We start from the raw sequence: 17,326 nt of genomic DNA on the forward strand, positions 1-17,326 counted from the left end.
CAACGCCCACCGCACCGGCACCATCAAGGGCCTGACCGCCGAAGTCGGCGCCGCCCTCTCCTCCGGCGCCGTCATCTGCGAAATCAAGGACTGACCAGGACAGTCCACGAACAGACCCCTGGAACAGTTCCGGAAACAGACTCAGGAACAAGCACCAGAAGGCTCCGGCGACCCCAACGTACGAGGGCGCACTCTTGACCCCATAGGATTCTTTTCTCGTGCCAACTACGAGATCGCCGGAAAAACCCCAGGCAATACCCCTATCGCTTCTCCTGTGCCTCACAGAGGCCAGGCCCTCCGTACAGATCATCTTCCTGCTGCGTTTTTCGACGGCGTTCCTGCTGGCGGAGCCGGCGGCGTCGGCCGGCCCCGCCGCGTTCGCCGTCGCCGCAGCCGCCTGGACCTGCGCGACGACGTACGTCTACCTCATCAACGGCGTGCACGACGCGCCCGAGGACCGGCTGAACAGCAACGGCCGCCCCATCTCCAGCGGCCGCCTCTCCCCGGAGCGGGCCAAGGTGATCGCCTGGGGCCTGGCCGCCCTGGCCCTGCTCCTCGCGGCGCTCGGCCCGGTGCCGTACCTCACCGCGCTCGTCGCCGCCCAACTCCTCTGCGGCTACGCGTACTCGGCCCCTCGGATCGCCCTGAAACGCCGAACCTCCACCGCCGTGCTCTGCATCCTGGCGCTCGGCGGCCTGACCTTCGCCGCGGGCTGGGCCTGCGCGGGCGGGGGGAGCCGTGCCGCCCTGCCGGTGCTGGTCTTCGGCACCGTGATGACGCTGTGGATGGGGGCGGTCGGCGCGATGGTGAAAGACCTGTCCGACCTGGCTGGAGACGCCGCGGCCGGCCGGCGCACGGCGCTCATCCGATGGGGCGAGCGGCGGGCCCGGATGATCTGCGCGATCAACCCCCTCCTCCTCGGCGTGGCCTACACCGCCGTCGCCGCCACCGCCGTCCCGGTCCTCCTCCCCTCCGCACTCCTCCTCCTGTGCGGCGCCCTGGCCACGGCCGCCCTGACCGCCACCACGTCCTCCAGCGAGCCCCGCAACCGCAGCCGCCTCCCGTACCGAGCCTTCATGTTCACCCAGTACGCCGCCTGCACCGCGGCCTTCTGCTACGCCCTCGCCAGGTGACATCCCCAGCGGGCCGAGCGTGGTGTTCGGGGTGGCTCGCTTTCCGGGTTGCGCAAAGATTTAGCGTTAAGGTGAAGGGGTGAGTGGCAGTGTGAATGAGGGTTCCGGGGCCGGGGCTGGGACTGTGGCCAAGGGGAGCAAGAAGGCTGCCCGGCCCGGTGGGCGTAGTGCGCGGGTGCAGGAGTCGGTGCACCGGGCCGTACGGGAGCTGATCGCCGAGCGGGGGCGGGACGGGCTGACGGTGCCGCTGGTCGCGGCGCGGGCCGGGGTCACACCGTCGACCGTGTACCGGCGGTGGGGTGACCTGCAGGAACTGCTGTCGGACGTGGCGGTGGAGCGGTTGCGGCCGGAGGGGGCGCCGCAGGATCACGGTTCGCTGCGGGCCGATCTCAACGCCTGGGCCGAGCAGTTCCTGGAGGAGATGGCGTCGTCGGCCGGCCGTGCGTACATCCGGGACGCGCTGGCGGGTGATCCGGACGGCAGCAATGCCGGGCAGTGTTCCGAGTACGCGGCCGAGCAGGTACGGATCGTTCTGGACCGGGCGCGCGGGCGGGGCGAGACGACGCCGGAGCCGGAGGTGGTGATGGACCACCTCGTGGCGCCGATGATGTACCGGATCCTGTTCCGGCCGGGGCCGGAAACCGGAGCGGGGGAGAAGAAGGCGGGGCCGGGTGGGGCACCCGGGGCCGGGCCCGCCGCGGATTATGTCGGGAGCCTGGTGGCCCGGCTGCTGCCCGGCTGATGGCTACGCCGGTGCCACCACCGGCACCGGCCGGTGAGCGGTCTCGTACGCGTGGGCGAGGTGCAGAAGGGTGGACTCGGCCAGCGGGCGGCCGATGAGCTGCATGCCGATGGGCAGACCCTGGTCGTCGAAGCCGACGGGGAGGGAGAGGGCGGGGAAGCCGGTGAGGTTGGCGGGGGCGGAGAGGCGTACGTAGGCGTCGGAGACCGGTTCGGTGGTGCCGTCGGGCCAGGTGAACGTCGGCTGGCCGGCGAGGGCGGCGGTGGCGGGGACGGTGGGGGCGGCGAGTACGTCGATGCCGTTCGGGTCGCGCGGGCCGCCGGTGCCGTCGATGCCGTCCGGGGCGCTGGTGCCGTCGAAGAGGTCCAGCCAGGCCCGGTGCATCAGGGTGCGGGTGCGCTGGGCGCGGATGTAGTCGGTCGCGGGGAAGAATTCGCCGGCTTCCAGGAGTATGCGTACGTCGTCGGAGTACAGGTCGGGGACGGTCCGCAGCGTGTCCTGGTGGTACGCCGTGGCCTCGGGGACCATGTGCCCCCACTGGACGGCCTGGACGTACTCCGTCATCGGTACGTGCACGGGTACGGCGGTGGCGCCGAGCGCGGTGAGCGCGTCGACGGCGGCGCGGACCGCGGCCGCCACCCGGGGCTGTACGCGGTCGAAGTAGTAGTTGACGGGAACGCCGATGCGCAGGCCGGTGACCGGCTTGCCGAGCGCGCGGGTGTAGTCCTCGCGGGGGTGATCGAGGGACGCCGGGTCGCGCGGGTCGTGCCCGGCGAGCGCCTGGAGGACCAGCGCCGCGTCGCCGACCGTACGGGTGAGGGGGCCGACGTGGTCCAGCGACCACGACAGGGACGTCACACCGTGCCGGGAGATCAGGCCGTACGTCGGCTTCAGACCGACGACGTGGTTGAGGGCGGCGGGGACGCGGATCGAGCCGCCGGTGTCGGTGCCGAGGGCGAAGGTGGCCGTGCCGGCGGCGACGGCGGCCGCCGAACCGCCGCTGGAGCCACCGGCGACGTGCTCGGGTGACCAGGCGTTACGGGTCTGCGGGGTGGTCAGGCCGTACGCGAACTCGTGGGTGTGGGTCTTGCCGATCAGCACCGCGCCGGCTGCCCGGAGCCGCTCCGTCACGGCGGCGTCCGCGTCCGGCGTGTGGTCGGCCCGCACCCGGGAACTGGCCGTGGTCGGTACGCCGGCCACGTCGATCAGGTCCTTCAGCGCCACGGGGACGCCGTGCAGCGGGCCGCGGTGGTGCCCGGCGGCGATCTCCCGTTCGGCCTCGGCCGCTGAGCGGAGCGCCGCTTCGCCGGTCACCGTCACGAACGCGCCGGCCTTCGGGTCCACGGCGGCGATCCGATCGAGGACGGAGGTGGTGAGTTCGACGGGGGAAAGGGCGCGGTCCGCGATGAGGCGGGCGGCTTCGGTGAGGGGAAGGGTGTGCGTCATGAGCTCTTCCGGGGGACGGCGGGGCGGGGGACGGCGCTGAAGGCGGGGGCGGGTGGGGTGTCGCCCGGGGGCAGGGTGCGCAGGGAGCTGAGGACGCTGTCGATGGCGTTCACCGTGGCGGTGACGTCGGCCAGGCGGTGCTCGGGGAGCGGCAGGCCGGCCCGGCGGGCCAGGCGGGCGATGTCTTCGGGGGAGAGGGTGGGAGCGGGCATGGCGCCTCCGTGGGGAGGGGGATGGGGCTGAGACGGGGATGGGGTGGGCGGATCGTGGGGGTGAGCGTTAACGCTAAGACTTTGCGTTTATGGAGCGTAGGGGGCTAGGCTCGGTTAAGGCAAATATTTAGCTTTTGGTTGCCGGGGTGGGGCAGGCCGGGGGGAGGCGGTGATGGGCCGCGTCCGGTTCCGCCCCGGTAGCCCTGGCCGACCCCCAGTCCTGGCCGACCCCCAGCCCAGTCCGGCTCGGCCGGGCCCGGTCCACTCCCGCCCCTTCCGGAGGCCCCATGTCCCCCCGCCCTGCGAACTCCTGGAACGTCGGCGACATCGTCGTGCACCGCATCGACGAAGTCGCGCTGCCGCCCGAGACCGGTGCCTGGCTGCTCCCCGGGGCGACGCCGGACCTCGTCTCCGAAGTGCCCTGGCTCGCCCCGGCGTTCGCGCGCCCCGACGGCACCCTGCGCGCCGCCGTGCACACCTTCGCGCTGGAGATCGACGGTCTGCGCGTCCTGGTCGACACCGGTATCGGCAACGGCAAGACGCGTGCCAACCCCGCCTGGCACCAGCTCGACACGCCCTACCTCGACCGGCTCACCGCCGCGGGATTCCCGCCGGAGCGGATCGACTACGTGCTCCTCACCCACCTCCACGCGGACCACGTCGGCTGGAACACCCGCCTCGCGCCCGACGGCACCTGGCAGCCGACGTTTGCGAACGCCCGCTACCTCACCTCCCGTGCCGAATACGCCTATTGGTCCGGCGTCGAGATGGAAGAGAGCCGCCGCCAGATGTTCCGCGACTCGGTCGAGCCCGTACGGGAACACGGCCTGCTGGACCTGATCGACGTCACCGCTCCCGGCACGGAGATCCTCCCGGGCCTCTCCCTCGTTCCGGCGCCCGGCCATACGCCCGGCCAGAGCGCGGTCGTCCTGCACGGCCAGGGCGAGTCGGCGATCATCACCGGCGACTGCGTGCACCACCCGGTGCAACTGGCGCACCCTCAGTTGTGCAGCAGCGTCGACATCGACCCGGAGGAAGCCGTACGGACGCGCCGGTGGCTGTTCGACGAGGTGGCGCGGAGCGGTGCGCTGATGCTCGGGAGTCACTTCGCGGCGCCCACCGGCGGGCTGGTGCGGCGAGACACCACCGGAGCCGAAAGCGGAGCCGGAGCCGGGCACGGAGTCGAAGCCGGAGTCAGGGAGGGAAGCGGTACGGGCGAGGAGCGGTACCGGCTGGTCATCGCCGACGACGAGTGACCGACCTCGCCGGCAACGACTGACCGGTCGTCACCCCCCGGAAAACGTCACACCGGACCGCACCGGCTCCCCGGCCGCCTCGTTCAGACCCCTCCCCCCCGGCGCACGCCCCAGGCGCGCGCCCCCGCATGGCGGCATTCTTGAATGCTTAAGGGCATATTGGGGCAAGGGTGTCGCAGTCGTTGCTGTCTGTGGTGGGCGTGCCCGGGAGGCCCTGATGAACCAGAGATCGTTCCGTCTCGCGGCGGCCACCGGATGCGCACTGCTGGTTGCGACCCTGGCACCCGCGTACGCAGGCAGCGCGAATGCCAGTTCGAGTGCCGCCGGTCGGGTGACGGCTCCGCTCGTCGGTGTCATGGACATTCCCTGGCTCAACGGCCCGGTCGTCGTCGCCCACCGGGGCGCTTCCCAGGTGGCGCCGGAGAACACCCTCGCCGCCGTGGACGCCGCGGACCGCCAGGGCTTCAAGTGGGTCGAGAACGATGTGCAGCAGACCCGGGACGGGAAGCTGGTGGTGATGCACGACCCCACGCTGACGCGGACCACCAACGCCCGGCGCGTGTTCCCCCAGCGCGCCCCCTGGCGGGTGCAGGACTTCACGGCCGCCGAGATCGCGCGGCTGGACGCCGGGAGCTGGTTCGGCAAGCGTTTCGCGCGTGAACGCGTGCCGACCCTCGCGGAGTTCCTGAGACGCATGGAGGACCACGATCTGCGGCTGCTGCTGGAGATCAAGAATCCGCAGCTCTACCCCGGTATCGAGGCGCGCATCGTCAAGGAGCTGTCGGGCGCGGGCTGGCTCGACCGGGGGCATGTACGCCGCCGCCTGGTGGTGCAGAGCTTCAGCGCGAGCAGCGTGCGGACGGTGCACCGCCTGGTGCCGGGCGTCCGGACGGGGTTCCTGGGCAACCCGCCGCTGAACGCGCTCGCGTCGTACACGCGCTACGTCGACCAGATCAATCCTCAGTTGTCCAAGGTGGACGCGCAGTACGTGTCCGCCGTCCACCGGCTGCGCGGCGTACACGGCCGCCGGATGGAGGTCTTCGCCTGGGACGTGCCGCTGCGGAACTACGCGCGGATCGCTTCCGCTTACGGCTTCGACGGCGTCATCGTCTGAGGGAATCGGGAATCGGGCTCTGGTCGGGAATCGACGGGGTTCCGTTCGCGCGGCTGGGGGCCTCTGGTGTGCGACGCCGTGGCTCCCTGCGGGACGCCGGTACGCCGGTACGCCGGTGCGCCGTACGGCTGTCCGCCGCACGGCAGCGGCGTGGTGAGGCGGACGCGCGCCCGGCTCCGCCCGTCTCGTAAGGTCGCAGGGGCGGCGCTTCGCCGACCGCGGGTGAGCAGCAGCCCCGGGGGCGTGGCGCGGGGCCCCGTCGCAGGGCGTGGCCCAGGGCACAGAAGGAGCAGGGACCGACCATGAGCGACACCACCTGGAGCGGGGGCCAACTGGACCTCGACGCGTACCTCGCCCGGACCGGGTACGCGGGCGAGCGCGTGCCGACGGTGGCCGCCCTGCGGGAACTGCACGCCCGGCACGCCGCCACTTTCGCCTTCGAGAACCTGGAGATCGTCCTGGGGCGGCCGGTCCCGCTCGACCTGAAGTCCCTCCAGGAGAAGATGGTCGGCCGCCGCCGCGGCGGCTACTGCTACGAGCAGAACCTGCTGTACGCCGCCGCGCTGGACCGCTTCGGCTTCCGGCTCTCGGGGCTGGGCGCCCGTATCCGGATGGGGGAGACCAAGATCCGCCCGGTCACCCACGCCCTGCTCAAGGTGGAGCTGGACGGAGAGGAGTGGATCACCGACGTGGGCTTCGGCGGCGAGGCGCTGCTGGAGCCGGTGCCGCTGCGGGACGGCGTCGAGGTCCGGCAGGGTGGCTGGACGTTCGGCCTGGTGCGGGAAGGGGAGGACGGCACCTGGGTGCTGCGCTCGCGGCACGAGGACGGCTGGTTCGACCTGTACGCGTTCGGCCCGGAGGCCCGTCACCCGGCCGATTACGGCGTCTTCAACTACTACATCTCCACCCACCCGCGCTCGCCGTTCACCGGCCGCATGGTGATCCAGCAGCCGGGCCCGGACCTGCGGCGCACCCTGATCGGTACGGAGCTGACCCTGACCCGGCCCGACTGGTCCCGCGTGGTGCGCCAGGTCCCGCCCGAGGAGATCCCGGCCGTACTGGAGGCGGACTTCGGGCTCGCACTGGACGAGCGGGACGCGGCCGACCTGGTGGCGTTCCACCGGGAACAGCCGGTGGCGTGAAACGTGCGGTGGGCGGGCCCGTACACCCCACCTCAGCACCCGGCCGCGCCTACCGGACGACCGCGCACCCCTCGATCTCCACGAGTGCCGCCTCGTCCCACAACCGCGTCGCGCCGATGACCGCCATCGCCGGGTAGTCGGCGCCGACCAGCCGCTTCCACACCCGGCCGATGGCCGCCGCGTTGCCGCGGTAGTCGGCCACATCCACGGCGAAGACGGTCAGTTTGGCCAGGTCGCCGGGGCCCGCGCCGGCGGCCCGCGCCGCGGCCAGGAGGTTGGTCAGCGCCCGTTCGAACTGCTCGACGATACCGGCACCGACGATCCGGCCCGTCCCGTCGAGCGCGGTCTGGCCGGCCAGGAAGACGATCGTGCCGGGCGCGGCCCGTACGGCGTGGCTGAAGCCGGTCGGCGGCGCCAGCTCGGGCGGATTCACCCGCTCGAAGCCGCCCACTGCCGGGGGGCGCGTTTCGGTCCCCGCCGAGCCCGCCTCCACCTCCACCGGGCCCGTCTCCGGCTCCACCCGGCCGGTCTCCACCGGGCCCGTCTGTGCCTCCACCGGGCCCGTCCCCGCCGGGCCCCGCCCGCCGGTTTCCCGCTCCCGCCCCGCGCTCATGCCCGGTGTGCCCCCTCCGTGGCCAACTCGTACCGTACGCCCAGGGATTGCAGCGCGTCCCGCTCTTCCTGCGGAAGCTGTTCGTCGGAGATGACGAGATCGAAGTCGGCCAGCGGCGCCAGCTCGTACAGTGCCTGACGGCCGAACTTGGAGTGGTCCACCAGCAGCACCTTGCGCCGGGCCGCGGCCATCAACGCCCGTTTGACCAGGACGTTCTCCTGGGCCTGGTGGTAGCAGTGGCCGTTGTCGACGGCGGAGGTGGACAGGAACGCGACATCGGCGCGGAAGCTGCGGGCGATGTCGGCCGTGGACATGCCGAGGAAGGCGTTGAAGGCGGCGTGGTACTCCCCGCCCAGTGCGATCACCCGGATGTCGGGCTCCTCGGCCAGCTCGTTGATGACCTGGAGCGAGTTGGTGATGACCGTGTACGCGCCGCGCGAGGCGAGCGAGCGGGCCAGCGGCAGCGCCGTACTGGAGTCGTCGATGATCACGGCCTGACCGGGCTCGGCGATGGCCAGCGCCGCCGCGCAGATCGCCTCCTTCGCCGCCACCTGCTCGTTGCCGCGCCAGCGCGCGTTGGACTCGAACAGGGCGTTGGGCGCGGCGGTCGCCCCGCCGCGCACCTTGCGCAGCCAGCCCTGGTGCTCCAGGGAGTCCAGGTCGCGGTGGACCGTCATCTGGCTGACGCCCAGCTCCTGCACCAGTTCCTCGATGCTCACCTGACCCTCGGCCAGCACCCGGTCCGCGATCCGCTTGCGCCGCTCCTTGGGCCCCAGCTTGCCCTCGGGCGCCGCGGCCGGCGTCCCGCCGCTCTTGGCGGCTCGCCCGCCCTTCGCGACCGCACCGGACTCGGCGGCCCCAACAGACGCAGTGGTCCCAACAGACGCAGTGGCCCCAACAGACTCAACGGAGCCCACAGACTCGGCACTCTCGCCGGACCCCGCGGGCCGGTCCGCTCCCGTGGCCGGTGCCGAGGCGTCTGGAGTCCCTCCGGTGTCGGCCAACGCTGTTCCCTTTCCGTACGTTCTCGGCTGTCCGCCGAGTCTATGGCGTGGGCACCCCGAGGTCGCCGCGATGGAGCGCGGTGCGCAGCAGCCCCGTCCAGCGGGCCGTCATCTCCCGTGCGAGGCGGGAGTCCGGCGCGAACATCTCGAAACCGTGCCAGGCCCCCGGTACGTGGTGCAGCGTGACCTGGACGCCGGCGTCCATCAGCCGGCGGGCGTAGGCGAGCCCGGTGTCCCGCAGCGGATCGAGACCGCAGACGACGACGCAGGCGGCGGGCAGGCCGCGCAGGTCGGTGGCGCGGGCCGCCGCCGCGTACGGATGCGTGGCCGCCCCCTCGGGCGCGTAATGCCGCCAGCCCCGCTGGATGAACGCGCCGTCCGGCAGCCGCGGGTCGGCGTCCGCGGGCGTCCGGACCGTACCGGCCGTGTCGTCCAGGTCGGGCACGACCAGCGACTGGTGGACCAGGGCCGGGCCGCCCCGGTCGCGCGCCATCAGCGCGACGGCGGCGGCGAGCCCGCCCCCGGCGGACTGCCCGCCGACCGCGAGGCGCGCGGGGTCGACACCGACGGCCGCGGCCTGCCCGGCGATCCACTCCAGGGCGAGGAAGCAGTCCTCCACCGCCGCCGGGCACGGGTGCTCCGGAGCGAGGCGGTAGTCCACCGAGACCACCGCGGCCCGCACCTCGTGGACCAGCGCGATCGCCGTCCGGTCCGCGCCGGGCGGCGCCTGCCCGAACGTGTAACCGCCACCGTGGAACTGCAGCACCCCGGGCAGCGGTCCCGGCACGTCCGCCGGCCGGTAGACCTCCACGGCCAGCCGCGAACCGTCCGGCCGCGGCACCGCGAACCGCTCGCTCGTCACCCCGGCGCGGTCCGCCGGGAAGTGGCGGGCGAGCGCGTGCATACCGGCGCGGGTGCCCGCGATGTCGGCGTACGGATCGAGGAGCAAGGGCAACTGCTCCAGTACGGGCGCAAGCTCAGGATGCACGTCCACGGCAGGCACTCACTCCTCTCCCCGACCCTCTCGCTCGCCCCGCTGCCTTTCCCCGCCTACCCCGCCGTCTCACTTCGCATCGGCATAACACTCCACCACCGCCGTACTGAACGGGAACCGCACCGGCGTCTCCCCGAAGGCGATACGGCCCGCCAGCTCGGCGGCCTCCGCGATGGCCTCCGCCACCGTCCCGGCCTCCTCCTCGGGAGCGTGCACGATCACCTCGTCGTGCTGGAAGAAGACCAGCTCCGCCCCGAGCGGCGCCAGCGAACGGCGCAGCGCGGCCAGCATCAGCAGCGCCCAGTCGGCGGCACTGCCCTGCACCACGAAGTTCCGGGTGAACCGCCCACGGGCCCGGGCACCCGCCGTACTGCCGTACGCCGGGGCCTCCTCCTGCGGCAGGCCCGCCTCATCGGGCGGCGCGACGGAGGCGGGCGGACAGGTACGCCCCAGCCACGTCCGTACGAGACGGCCCTCCTCGCCCGCGCGGGCCGCCGCGTCCACGTACTCCACCGCGTCCGGATACCGCCGCCGCAGGTCCGCCAGGTGCTTGAGGGCATCGCCGGACGTCTGGCCGTAAACGGCTCCCAGCAGCGCCAGCTTCGCCTGCGCCCGGTCGCCCCCGAAGGCCCGCGCCGCCAGGTCGGCGTACAGGTCACGGCCGCTGCCCGCCACCTCCATCAGCCCCCGGTCCCGGGAGACCGCCGCCAGCACCCGCGGCTCCATCTGCTGCGCGTCCGCGACCACCAGCCGGCGGCCCGGATCGGCCACCACGGCCCTGCGCACCACCTTCGGGATCTGGAGCGCGCCGCCGCCGTTGGTCGTCCAGCGGCCCGAGACCGTGCCCCCGGGCAGGTACTCCGGGCGGAAACGGCCCTCGTGCACCCACTGCTGCAACCACGCCCAGCCGTGCGCCGTGTGCAGCCGGTACAGGCTCTTGTACGCCAGCAGCGGCGCCACCGCCGGATGCCGCACCTCCTGCAACTCCCACTTACGGGTCGAACGCAGCGTGATGCCCGCACCGGCGAACGCCTTGACGATCTCGCCCGGCAGATCCGGGCGCACCCGTACGCCCTCCCCGAACGCCCGCGAGACCTCCTCGGCCAGCTCCGCCATCCGGCGCGGCTCCAGGCCGCCCGGGTAGCGCTCGCCGAGCAGCTCGTCCAGCAGCTCCCGGTGCACGTCCGCCCGCCACGGCAGCCCGGCCCGCCGCATCTCCGCGGCGACGAGCATCCCGGCCGACTCGGCGGCCAGCAGCAGCCGCATCCGGTCCGGGTGCTCGGCCCGCTCGGTGCGCTCCAGTTGCCCGGCGTACACCTCCAGCAACGCCGTGAACTCGTCCACTCCCGGCGGCAGCGGCACCGGGCCCGGGTCGAACAGCGACGGCTGGGTCTCCGCGCCCCGCGCCGGCGGGTCGTCGGGCACCGGCAGCCGGTGCCGCCGCGCCCACGCCGCGGCGAGCGACCGCGGCTGGCCCGACTGGCCCTCCTCGTGCCCGATCAGCAGCGCCTCGGCCGCCTCGACGTCGTAACACCGATCGACGCGGACGCCGGCCGCGAGCAGCTTCCGGTACGTCTCCGCGGTCGACCGCCACACCCACCGCTCCGCGTCCGGACGCGCGCGGACGGCCTCCGCCACGCTCCCCGCCCGGACCGGGGGCCCCACCGGACGCCCGGCCCCGTCCACGGCACACGCCGCCACGCCCCCGTCACCGGTTCCCCCTACCACCCACCGCATACGTTCACTTTCCCACCTCGGGCCCCACACAGCCCGGCCGCCCGCTCCCCACGCGGGCCGGTGAGTGCCGGCGCCCCGCGCCCGGCCCCCGTCAAGTCGTGCCGTCAACCCTGACGTTGGCCGGATACCTCCCCTTCCCGGCCCACCGGACTAAGGGGAGAATGCGCGCGCCGACCCAGGTCACGCACCCGCGTCCACACGCGCATCCGCATCCCCCTCCGCACCCGCACCCGCACCCCGCCCACGGCAGACAAGGGAGTCGCCCGTATGGCCATCGCGCACCGCGCCATCGGTTCAGGACCGCACCCGGTGATCGTCCTCCACGACTGGTTCGGCACCTCGGCCGGCTGGGGCTCCGTCCTGGACTTCCTCGACCGTACGGCCTTCACATACGCCTTCCTCGACTGCCGTGGCTACGGCGACCGCAAGTACGTACCGGGCCGCTTCGACCTGCCGGAGACCGCCGACGACGCGCTGGCCCTCGCCGACCAGCTCGGCTGGGAGCGGTTCTCCCTGGTGGGCCACTCGATGGGCGCCAAGGCCATGCAGCAGGTGCTGGTCCGCGCGCCCCATCGGGTGAACCGGATGCTCGGCATCGCGCCGGTCCCCGCCGGCGCGTACCCCATGGACGACGCGACGCACCAGCTCTTCTACGGGGCCTCGACGGACCCGGACAAGCGGCGCGCCATCATCGACCTGGTGACGGGCCACCGCGCGAGCCGGATCTGGCTGGACCGCATGGTGCGCCACTCCCTCGACATCTCCCGGGCGGAGGCACACGCCGCCTATCTCGCGAGCTGGCAGCAGCTCGACCTCTCGGAGGCGGTCGCGGACGCGGCGAAGCGGTACTCCGTTCCCGTACGGGTGGTCGTCGGCGCGTACGACCTCGCGCTGACCGCCGGCCTCATGCGGGAGACCTGGCAGCGGTGGTACCCCCGGGCCGAGGTCGTCACGATCGAGGGGTCGGGGCACTATCCGATGCACGAGGCGCCGGTGGCGCTGGCCACCACGATGGAGGAGTTCCTCCGCGCCTGATGCGCCTGATCCGCCTGATGCGCCGGGTGTGCCGGGCGTGCCGGGTGGGGCGTGGGTCCGGGCTTCCGCGAACAGGCCCGCCCCCGCATCCTCTGTCAGCATGGCTACGTATCGCCCGTACCACCGCAAACATTGCGTAAAGCGGGTGTACCGCCCTCCGTGCGCCGTCCCGGTGGGCGTGGCGGCCGACGGAGCGAGGTGCGGGCATGCGGGTGGCGCTGGCACAGACGGACTGCGTGCTGGGCGAGGTCGACGCGAACCTCGCCACCGCCCGGGAGGAGGTCGGGAAGTCCGCGGAACAGGGCGCCGACCTGGTCGTCTTTCCCGAACTGAGCCTGCACGGCTACCACCTCGGCGCCCTGCCCAGGGACGCCTCGGTCGAGGCCCAGGACCCGAGACTGCGCGACCTGAGCCTGCTCGGCCCGGACGTCCTCGTGGGCTTCCACGAACACACCTCGCTGCGCGCCTACAACACCGCCGCCTACTACGCCGGCGGCGCGCTGCTGCACGCGCACCGCAAGCTCTACCTCCCGAACTACCTGTCCTGGGAGGAGCGCAAGCACGTCAGCCCGGGCCAGTCGCTGCGCGCGTACGGCCTGACGAAGTCCCCCAGCGGCGGCCGTGGGGCGACGCTGGTCTGCAACGACGCCTGGCAGCCGGTGCTGCCCTGGATCGCCGTGCAGGACGGCGCCGAGGTGCTGTTCGTCCCCACCAACAGCGCGGCCAGTCTCGACCCGGAGGCCATGGACACCGGCTCGTACTGGGACACCCTGCTCTCCTACACGGCGCGGATGCTCCAGTGCTGGATCGTCTTCGTCAACCGCGTGGGCAACGAGCACGGCGCCGCCTTCTGGGGCGGCTCACGGGTGGTGGACCCGCGCGGCACGGTGGTGGCGCAGGCGCCGAAGTGGGAGACCGCCCTGGTCACGGTGGACATCGACCTCTCCGAGGCCCGCCGCCAGCGCCGCGCCGTCCCGCTGGTCGCCGAGGCCCGCCTCGGCCTCATCGACCGCGAGGTCCGCCGCCTGATCGACGAGGGCGGGGATAGCTGACGTGGACGAAGGGGAGGGCACGCTCGTTCGAGTGAAGAGTCACCCGAATGCCCGCGTGGTGTCGCTTAGCTGGCAGCGTCGCTCCGCACGAAGGAGGTGCCGTGGCATTGGCAGCCCCAGAGCGCAGTCCGCATGCAATCGGTGACGACGCCGCGGCCGCATCGGTCGAGGAAGCCTTCGAAGCTTTGAACGCGGCAGCCCCCGAGGGATGGCGCGTGGAGCTGATCGAAGGCAGCATCCGCGTGGTACCACCCGCCAACGGCGAGCACGAGGAGATCGTGGCGGAAGTCGCGGACCGGGTGACGGGCCGCCGCAAGGACGCGACACTCCGCACCCGCACCGGGCTCGGCCTGAAGGTGCCCGGGGCCTCCGTCACCGGAATGGTCGTCCCCGACCCGGTCATCGCCCCAAGGGCAGCTTCAGCGACACCCTGGAGTACCACGGCCCGTCGCCGGTGATGCTGGTCGGCGAGGTGACCTCGCAGTCCACCGCCCAGAACGACCGCGGCCCCAAGATGCGCGGTTCTGAGCCGCGCGGCCCCACGGGCCCGCTCCCGGGTCCCTGGCCCCGGGAGCGGGCCCGTGGCTGCGCATCCGCCCTACCAGCTCGACTTCCGAACCCCCGGCAGGAACCCCGCGTGCGCCTGCTCGCGGAGCTTGACCCGGGAGAGGCCGAAGGCGCGGAAGTAGCCGCGCGGGCGGCCGTCGACGCTGTCGCGGTTGCGTACACGGGTGGCGCTCGCGTCGCGCGGCTGGCGGGTGAGTTCGCGCCGGGCGGCCAGCCGCTCCTCCTCCGGGGTGTGCGGGCTGCGGATCACGGTCTTCAGCAGGGCCCGCCGGGCGGCGTAGCGCGCCACCGTCGCGCGCCGCTTCTCGTTCTTCGCGATCTTGCTCTTCTTGGCCATCAGACCCGCTCCCCTCGTGCGCGGATCCGGGCGACGGCCGCCTCGATCCCGATCGTGTCCACGGTCTTGATCCCCTTCGCGCTGAGCGTGAGGCGGACGTGCCGGCCCTCGCTCGCCAGCCAGTAGCGCTTGCGCTGGATGTTGGGGTCGAAGCGCCGGGACGTGCGGCGGTGGGAGTGCGAGACGGATTTGCCGAAGCCGGGACCGCGGCCGGTGAGCTGGCAGTGGGCGGACAAGGTCAGGACCTCCTAATGAAAATGGAAACCATTTCTGTATAGTAGCGCCCATGGCCCGCAACGAACTACGACCCGTGATCAAGCTCCGGTCCACCGCCGGCACCGGCTACACCTACGTCACCCGCAAGAACCGCCGTAACCACCCCGACCGGCTGGTGCTGAAGAAGTACGATCCGGTCGCCGGCCGCCATGTCGACTTCCGAGAGGAGCGCTGAGCAGCGTCATGAAGCCTGGAATCCACCCCGCCTACGGGCCCGTCGTCTTCCGTGACCGGGCCGCCGACTACGCCTTCCTGACCCGGTCGACCGCCACCAGCGACAAGACGGTCGAGTGGGAGGACGGCAACACCTACCCGGTCATCGACGTCGAGATCTCCTCGGCGAGCCACCCCTTCTACACGGGAACGGCGCGCGTGCTGGACACCGCGGGCCGCGTCGAGCGGTTCGAGCGCCGTTACGGGAAGCGCGGGGCCCGCTGATGGGCGGCCCGTCGAAGGAGGGCGCACCCGGCGGCTCCGGCGGTCCCGGGGGCGGCTTCGGGGAGCGGCTGTCCGTGGTGATCGTCGGCGGGCTGCACTCGGACGCCCGCCGGACCGCCGTGGAGCGGCTGCTGCGCGCCGTACCCGGCAGCGTCGCGCTCCACCACGACCTCGCCTCCGCCGCTGAGGGAACGGTTCGCCGGACCGTGCGGGACGCCGGGGGCGTGCTCGACACGGGCGAGGCGCCGCTGGTCAACGACTGCGCCTGCTGTGCGCTCCGCGAGGACCTGGTGCCCGAGCTGGAGCGGCTGGCCGCCGGCCGTACCTGCCGGCTGGCCGTCGTCGAACTGTGGGACTCCGTGGAGCCCAAGGCCATGGCCGAGGTCGTCACCGCCTGCGGCGGCGAGGCGCTCGCGCTGACCGGCGTGCTCACCGCCGTCGACCCGGCGCTGCTGCTGCCGTACCTGGGCTGCGGGGACGACCTGGCCGAGGCCGGACTCGCCGCGGCCGCCTCCGACCAGCGGACCGTCGCGGACACCTGGGCCCGGCAGTTGGAGTACCCGCCCGCGCTCGCCGTCGTACCGGGCGAGGAGGAGGGCGACGCGGCCGACCTGGCGCTGCTCGCCCAACTGCACCCCACGGCCCGGCTGGTGGACGCCGACTCCCCGGGGGAGCTGGCCGCGGCGGCGCTCGCCGGGTTCGACGTGGAGGCGGCCGCCGCCCGGCAGCATCCGGCGTGCGCGCTGCTCCCGCAGGAGGCCGACGCGGACGGTGTCGGGACGCTCGTCTGGCACCGCGACCGGCCCTTCCACCCGGCCCGGCTGTACGCGGCGCTGGAGGACCTGACCTGCGTGGCGACCCGCAGCCGGGGCCGCTTCTGGCTGGCGGACCGGCCGGACACCCTGCTGTCCTGGGACGCGGCGGGCGGCGCCCTGTGCGTCGAGAACGCCGGGCCCTGGCTGGCCGCGCTGCCGGACGCCGCCTGGGAGCTGGTGCCGCCGGTACGCCGCGCCGCGGCCGCCCTGGACTGGCACCCCGAGCACGGCGACCGCGCGCAGCACCTCGTCTTCACCTCGCCGGGGCTGGACCGGGACGGGCTGACGTCGCTGCTGGAGTCCTGCCTGCTGACGGACGAGGAGTACGCGGGCGGGCCGCGGGCGTGGAAGCGGCTGGCTCCCGCGTTCGACGAGCTGCTCGATCCCGTTCCGTAGGAGTGCTGTTGGCCGCTGTGGCCGAGCCGTTGGCCGTCGTGGCCGCAGGAGGCCCTTGGCGCTGTGGCCGCAGAAGGCCGTCGGCCGCGGTGGTCGCTGTCGTTGCCGTAACCGGCCCGCCGAGCCCGCACCCTGCGGCCCGCCCGCCCCGGCCCACCGCCCGCCCGTACACCGCCCGCCTTGGGCCGCCGCCCGCCCGTACACCGTCAGGAGCCTCGCATGCCCCGCCGCCACGACCCCCGCAAGAAGACCGCGCCGCGTCCCAACCCGCTGGACGCCGCGGGCATCACCTACATCGACTACAAGGACACCGACCTGCTGCGGAAGTTCATCTCCGATCGCGGCAAGATCCGCAGTCGCCGGGTCACGCGGGTGAGCGCGCAGCAACAGCGGCAGCTCGCGCGCGCGATCAAGAACGCCCGGGAGATGGCGTTGCTGCCGTACTCCTCCAAGTGAGGGGGCTGCTTCCGGGCGAGCCTCCCGCGGCACCTGAAGGTGTTGCGGGAGGCTCGTCGCGGTTACCGGGGGTATTCGGGGTGGGGCGCCGTGGTGTGGTGTGCGACGAGCTGTGACCGGGCTGCCACGGGCCGTCGTGCACGTGCATCCGACCATGCATCAGCATATGAACGCAGCTATGATCCCCACCAGTTGCAGTTGACACCGGTCCCCGTTGTGCGCACTGCTGCTGACAACCCATCACCGACCGCCGGACACTCAGCGCGCCACGACCCGTCACCGCTGACCACCGCATCCACCGGGAGACACCTGTGCCCGACGCATACAACGGCATGGCCGCAACGGATCTCCACGGTGTGACCTGGCAGAAGAGCCGGCACAGCAATTCGCAGGGGTCCTGCGTGGAGTTCGCGCGGCTGCCGGGCGGCGAGATCGCCGTACGCAACTCCCGCTTCCCGGGCGGGCCGGCGCTCGTCTACACCCCGGCCGAGGTCGAGGCGATGATCCTGGGCGTCAAGGACGGCGAGTTCGACCACCTGGTGCGGGACTGACCGGAACCGG

At 72.9% G+C, this 17,326-nt stretch carries 21 protein-coding genes; 13 read left to right on the plus strand and 8 right to left on the minus strand.

What is annotated here, in order from left to right:
- Positions 1 to 218: 218 nt before the first annotated feature.
- A complete protein-coding gene (locus tag ACH4EB_RS30290) occupies positions 219 to 1,133 on the plus strand; it encodes a UbiA family prenyltransferase (protein WP_398351179.1) in 915 nt (304 codons plus the stop codon).
- Positions 1,134 to 1,308: 175 nt separating this feature from the next.
- Positions 1,309 to 1,875 carry a TetR/AcrR family transcriptional regulator gene (locus ACH4EB_RS30295; RefSeq protein WP_398351180.1) on the plus strand — a complete coding sequence of 189 codons (567 nt, stop codon included), beginning with the start codon at positions 1,309 to 1,311 and terminating at the stop codon, positions 1,873 to 1,875.
- A 3-nt stretch (positions 1,876 to 1,878) separates the two neighbouring features.
- Here the strand turns inward: ACH4EB_RS30295 and ACH4EB_RS30300 are convergent, their stop codons facing one another.
- Positions 1,879 to 3,321: an amidase gene (locus ACH4EB_RS30300; RefSeq protein WP_398351181.1), complete on the minus strand. Its 1,443-nt coding sequence runs from the start codon at positions 3,319 to 3,321 to the stop codon at positions 1,879 to 1,881.
- Complete coding sequence (locus ACH4EB_RS30305) at positions 3,318 to 3,533, minus strand: hypothetical protein (RefSeq protein WP_398351182.1); 216 nt, start codon at positions 3,531 to 3,533, stop codon at positions 3,318 to 3,320. The genes ACH4EB_RS30300 and ACH4EB_RS30305 overlap by 4 nt, the downstream gene beginning before the upstream one ends.
- A 287-nt stretch (positions 3,534 to 3,820) precedes the next feature.
- On the opposite strand from ACH4EB_RS30305, the gene ACH4EB_RS30310 reads away from it, so the two are divergent.
- The 3 genes from ACH4EB_RS30310 (at position 3,821) to ACH4EB_RS30320 (ending at position 7,045) form a co-directional block, all read left to right on the plus strand.
- A complete protein-coding gene (locus ACH4EB_RS30310; protein WP_398351183.1) occupies positions 3,821 to 4,789 on the plus strand; it encodes an MBL fold metallo-hydrolase in 969 nt (322 codons plus the stop codon).
- Positions 4,790 to 5,006: 217 nt separating this feature from the next.
- Entirely contained in the window at positions 5,007 to 5,903 is an 897-nt protein-coding gene (locus tag ACH4EB_RS30315; RefSeq protein ID WP_398351185.1) for a glycerophosphodiester phosphodiesterase, read from the plus strand.
- Between the two features lie 302 nt (positions 5,904 to 6,205).
- Entirely contained in the window at positions 6,206 to 7,045 is an 840-nt protein-coding gene (locus tag ACH4EB_RS30320) for an arylamine N-acetyltransferase (RefSeq protein ID WP_398351186.1), read from the plus strand.
- A 49-nt stretch (positions 7,046 to 7,094) separates the two neighbouring features.
- On the opposite strand, the gene ACH4EB_RS30325 is transcribed toward ACH4EB_RS30320, so the two are convergent.
- The 4 genes from ACH4EB_RS30325 to ACH4EB_RS30340 all read right to left on the minus strand — a co-directional run bounded on the left by ACH4EB_RS30325 (position 7,095) and on the right by ACH4EB_RS30340 (position 11,393).
- Positions 7,095 to 7,538 carry a RidA family protein gene (locus tag ACH4EB_RS30325; RefSeq protein ID WP_398351315.1) on the minus strand — a complete coding sequence of 148 codons (444 nt, stop codon included), beginning with the start codon at positions 7,536 to 7,538 and terminating at the stop codon, positions 7,095 to 7,097.
- Between the two features lie 116 nt (positions 7,539 to 7,654).
- Positions 7,655 to 8,575: a DeoR/GlpR family DNA-binding transcription regulator gene (locus ACH4EB_RS30330; protein WP_398351187.1), complete on the minus strand. Its 921-nt coding sequence runs from the start codon at positions 8,573 to 8,575 to the stop codon at positions 7,655 to 7,657.
- A gap of 127 nt (positions 8,576 to 8,702) precedes the next feature.
- Positions 8,703 to 9,656: an alpha/beta hydrolase gene (locus ACH4EB_RS30335; protein WP_398351188.1), complete on the minus strand. Its 954-nt coding sequence runs from the start codon at positions 9,654 to 9,656 to the stop codon at positions 8,703 to 8,705.
- Between the two features lie 69 nt (positions 9,657 to 9,725).
- Positions 9,726 to 11,393, minus strand: coding sequence for a bifunctional 3'-5' exonuclease/DNA polymerase (locus ACH4EB_RS30340; RefSeq protein WP_398351189.1), 1,668 nt, complete (start codon positions 11,391 to 11,393; stop codon positions 9,726 to 9,728).
- Between the two features lie 267 nt (positions 11,394 to 11,660).
- Here ACH4EB_RS30340 and ACH4EB_RS30345 point away from each other — a divergent pair, with 267 nt between their 5' ends.
- The 3 genes from ACH4EB_RS30345 to ACH4EB_RS30355 all read left to right on the plus strand — a co-directional run bounded on the left by ACH4EB_RS30345 (position 11,661) and on the right by ACH4EB_RS30355 (position 13,938).
- Positions 11,661 to 12,428, plus strand: a complete 768-nt coding sequence (locus ACH4EB_RS30345; RefSeq protein ID WP_398351190.1) for an alpha/beta fold hydrolase — start codon at positions 11,661 to 11,663, stop codon at positions 12,426 to 12,428.
- Between the two features lie 206 nt (positions 12,429 to 12,634).
- Positions 12,635 to 13,480, plus strand: coding sequence for a nitrilase-related carbon-nitrogen hydrolase (locus ACH4EB_RS30350; RefSeq protein ID WP_398351191.1), 846 nt, complete (start codon positions 12,635 to 12,637; stop codon positions 13,478 to 13,480).
- 101 nt (positions 13,481 to 13,581) lie between these two features.
- On the plus strand, positions 13,582 to 13,938 hold the full coding sequence (locus ACH4EB_RS30355) for a hypothetical protein (protein ID WP_398351192.1): 357 nt from the start codon (positions 13,582 to 13,584) through the stop codon (positions 13,936 to 13,938).
- Between the two features lie 140 nt (positions 13,939 to 14,078).
- On the opposite strand, the gene rpsN is transcribed toward ACH4EB_RS30355, so the two are convergent.
- Together rpsN and rpmB are read right to left on the minus strand one after the other, a co-directional pair.
- Entirely contained in the window at positions 14,079 to 14,384 is a 306-nt protein-coding gene (rpsN, locus tag ACH4EB_RS30360; RefSeq protein WP_398351193.1) for a 30S ribosomal protein S14, read from the minus strand.
- Complete coding sequence (rpmB, locus tag ACH4EB_RS30365) at positions 14,384 to 14,620, minus strand: 50S ribosomal protein L28 (RefSeq protein ID WP_398351194.1); 237 nt, start codon at positions 14,618 to 14,620, stop codon at positions 14,384 to 14,386. The genes rpsN and rpmB overlap by 1 nt, the downstream gene beginning before the upstream one ends.
- A gap of 50 nt (positions 14,621 to 14,670) precedes the next feature.
- Between rpmB and rpmG the strand changes: the two genes are divergently transcribed.
- The 5 genes from rpmG to ACH4EB_RS30390 all read left to right on the plus strand — a co-directional run bounded on the left by rpmG (position 14,671) and on the right by ACH4EB_RS30390 (position 17,316).
- Positions 14,671 to 14,835 carry a 50S ribosomal protein L33 gene (gene rpmG, locus ACH4EB_RS30370; protein ID WP_361155585.1) on the plus strand — a complete coding sequence of 55 codons (165 nt, stop codon included), beginning with the start codon at positions 14,671 to 14,673 and terminating at the stop codon, positions 14,833 to 14,835.
- 8 nt (positions 14,836 to 14,843) lie between these two features.
- Positions 14,844 to 15,098: a type B 50S ribosomal protein L31 gene (locus ACH4EB_RS30375; RefSeq protein WP_398351196.1), complete on the plus strand. Its 255-nt coding sequence runs from the start codon at positions 14,844 to 14,846 to the stop codon at positions 15,096 to 15,098.
- On the plus strand, positions 15,098 to 16,309 hold the full coding sequence (locus ACH4EB_RS30380; RefSeq protein WP_398351197.1) for a GTP-binding protein: 1,212 nt from the start codon (positions 15,098 to 15,100) through the stop codon (positions 16,307 to 16,309). Before ACH4EB_RS30375 ends, ACH4EB_RS30380 begins: the two co-directional genes overlap by 1 nt.
- A gap of 219 nt (positions 16,310 to 16,528) precedes the next feature.
- Complete coding sequence (gene rpsR, locus ACH4EB_RS30385) at positions 16,529 to 16,765, plus strand: 30S ribosomal protein S18 (protein WP_398351198.1); 237 nt, start codon at positions 16,529 to 16,531, stop codon at positions 16,763 to 16,765.
- 311 nt (positions 16,766 to 17,076) lie between these two features.
- Positions 17,077 to 17,316: a DUF397 domain-containing protein gene (locus tag ACH4EB_RS30390; protein WP_398351199.1), complete on the plus strand. Its 240-nt coding sequence runs from the start codon at positions 17,077 to 17,079 to the stop codon at positions 17,314 to 17,316.
- The last annotated feature ends 10 nt before the right edge of the window (positions 17,317 to 17,326 follow it).

It is taken from the genome of Streptomyces sp. NPDC018045 (assembly GCF_044327445.1).
In the GTDB taxonomy this organism is placed as follows: Bacteria; Actinomycetota; Actinomycetes; order Streptomycetales; family Streptomycetaceae; genus Streptomyces.

Excerpts from the sequence above, each read along its gene's own strand:
- ACH4EB_RS30300 (WP_398351181.1), bottom strand. The coding sequence starts at position 3,321 with ATGACGCACACCCTTCCCCTCACCGAAGCCGCCCGCCTCATCGCGGAC.
- ACH4EB_RS30305 (WP_398351182.1), bottom strand. The coding sequence starts at position 3,533 with ATGCCCGCTCCCACCCTCTCCCCCGAAGACATCGCCCGCCTGGCCCGC.
- ACH4EB_RS30310 (WP_398351183.1), top strand. The coding sequence starts at position 3,821 with ATGTCCCCCCGCCCTGCGAACTCCTGGAACGTCGGCGACATCGTCGTG.
- ACH4EB_RS30315 (WP_398351185.1), top strand. The coding sequence starts at position 5,007 with ATGAACCAGAGATCGTTCCGTCTCGCGGCGGCCACCGGATGCGCACTG.
- ACH4EB_RS30320 (WP_398351186.1), top strand. The coding sequence starts at position 6,206 with ATGAGCGACACCACCTGGAGCGGGGGCCAACTGGACCTCGACGCGTAC.
- ACH4EB_RS30340 (WP_398351189.1), bottom strand. The coding sequence starts at position 11,393 with ATGCGGTGGGTGGTAGGGGGAACCGGTGACGGGGGCGTGGCGGCGTGT.
- ACH4EB_RS30345 (WP_398351190.1), top strand. The coding sequence starts at position 11,661 with ATGGCCATCGCGCACCGCGCCATCGGTTCAGGACCGCACCCGGTGATC.
- ACH4EB_RS30350 (WP_398351191.1), top strand. The coding sequence starts at position 12,635 with ATGCGGGTGGCGCTGGCACAGACGGACTGCGTGCTGGGCGAGGTCGAC.
- rpsN (WP_398351193.1), bottom strand. The coding sequence starts at position 14,384 with ATGGCCAAGAAGAGCAAGATCGCGAAGAACGAGAAGCGGCGCGCGACG.
- rpmG (WP_361155585.1), top strand. The coding sequence starts at position 14,671 with ATGGCCCGCAACGAACTACGACCCGTGATCAAGCTCCGGTCCACCGCC.
- ACH4EB_RS30375 (WP_398351196.1), top strand. The coding sequence starts at position 14,844 with ATGAAGCCTGGAATCCACCCCGCCTACGGGCCCGTCGTCTTCCGTGAC.
- ACH4EB_RS30380 (WP_398351197.1), top strand. The coding sequence starts at position 15,098 with ATGGGCGGCCCGTCGAAGGAGGGCGCACCCGGCGGCTCCGGCGGTCCC.
- rpsR (WP_398351198.1), top strand. The coding sequence starts at position 16,529 with ATGCCCCGCCGCCACGACCCCCGCAAGAAGACCGCGCCGCGTCCCAAC.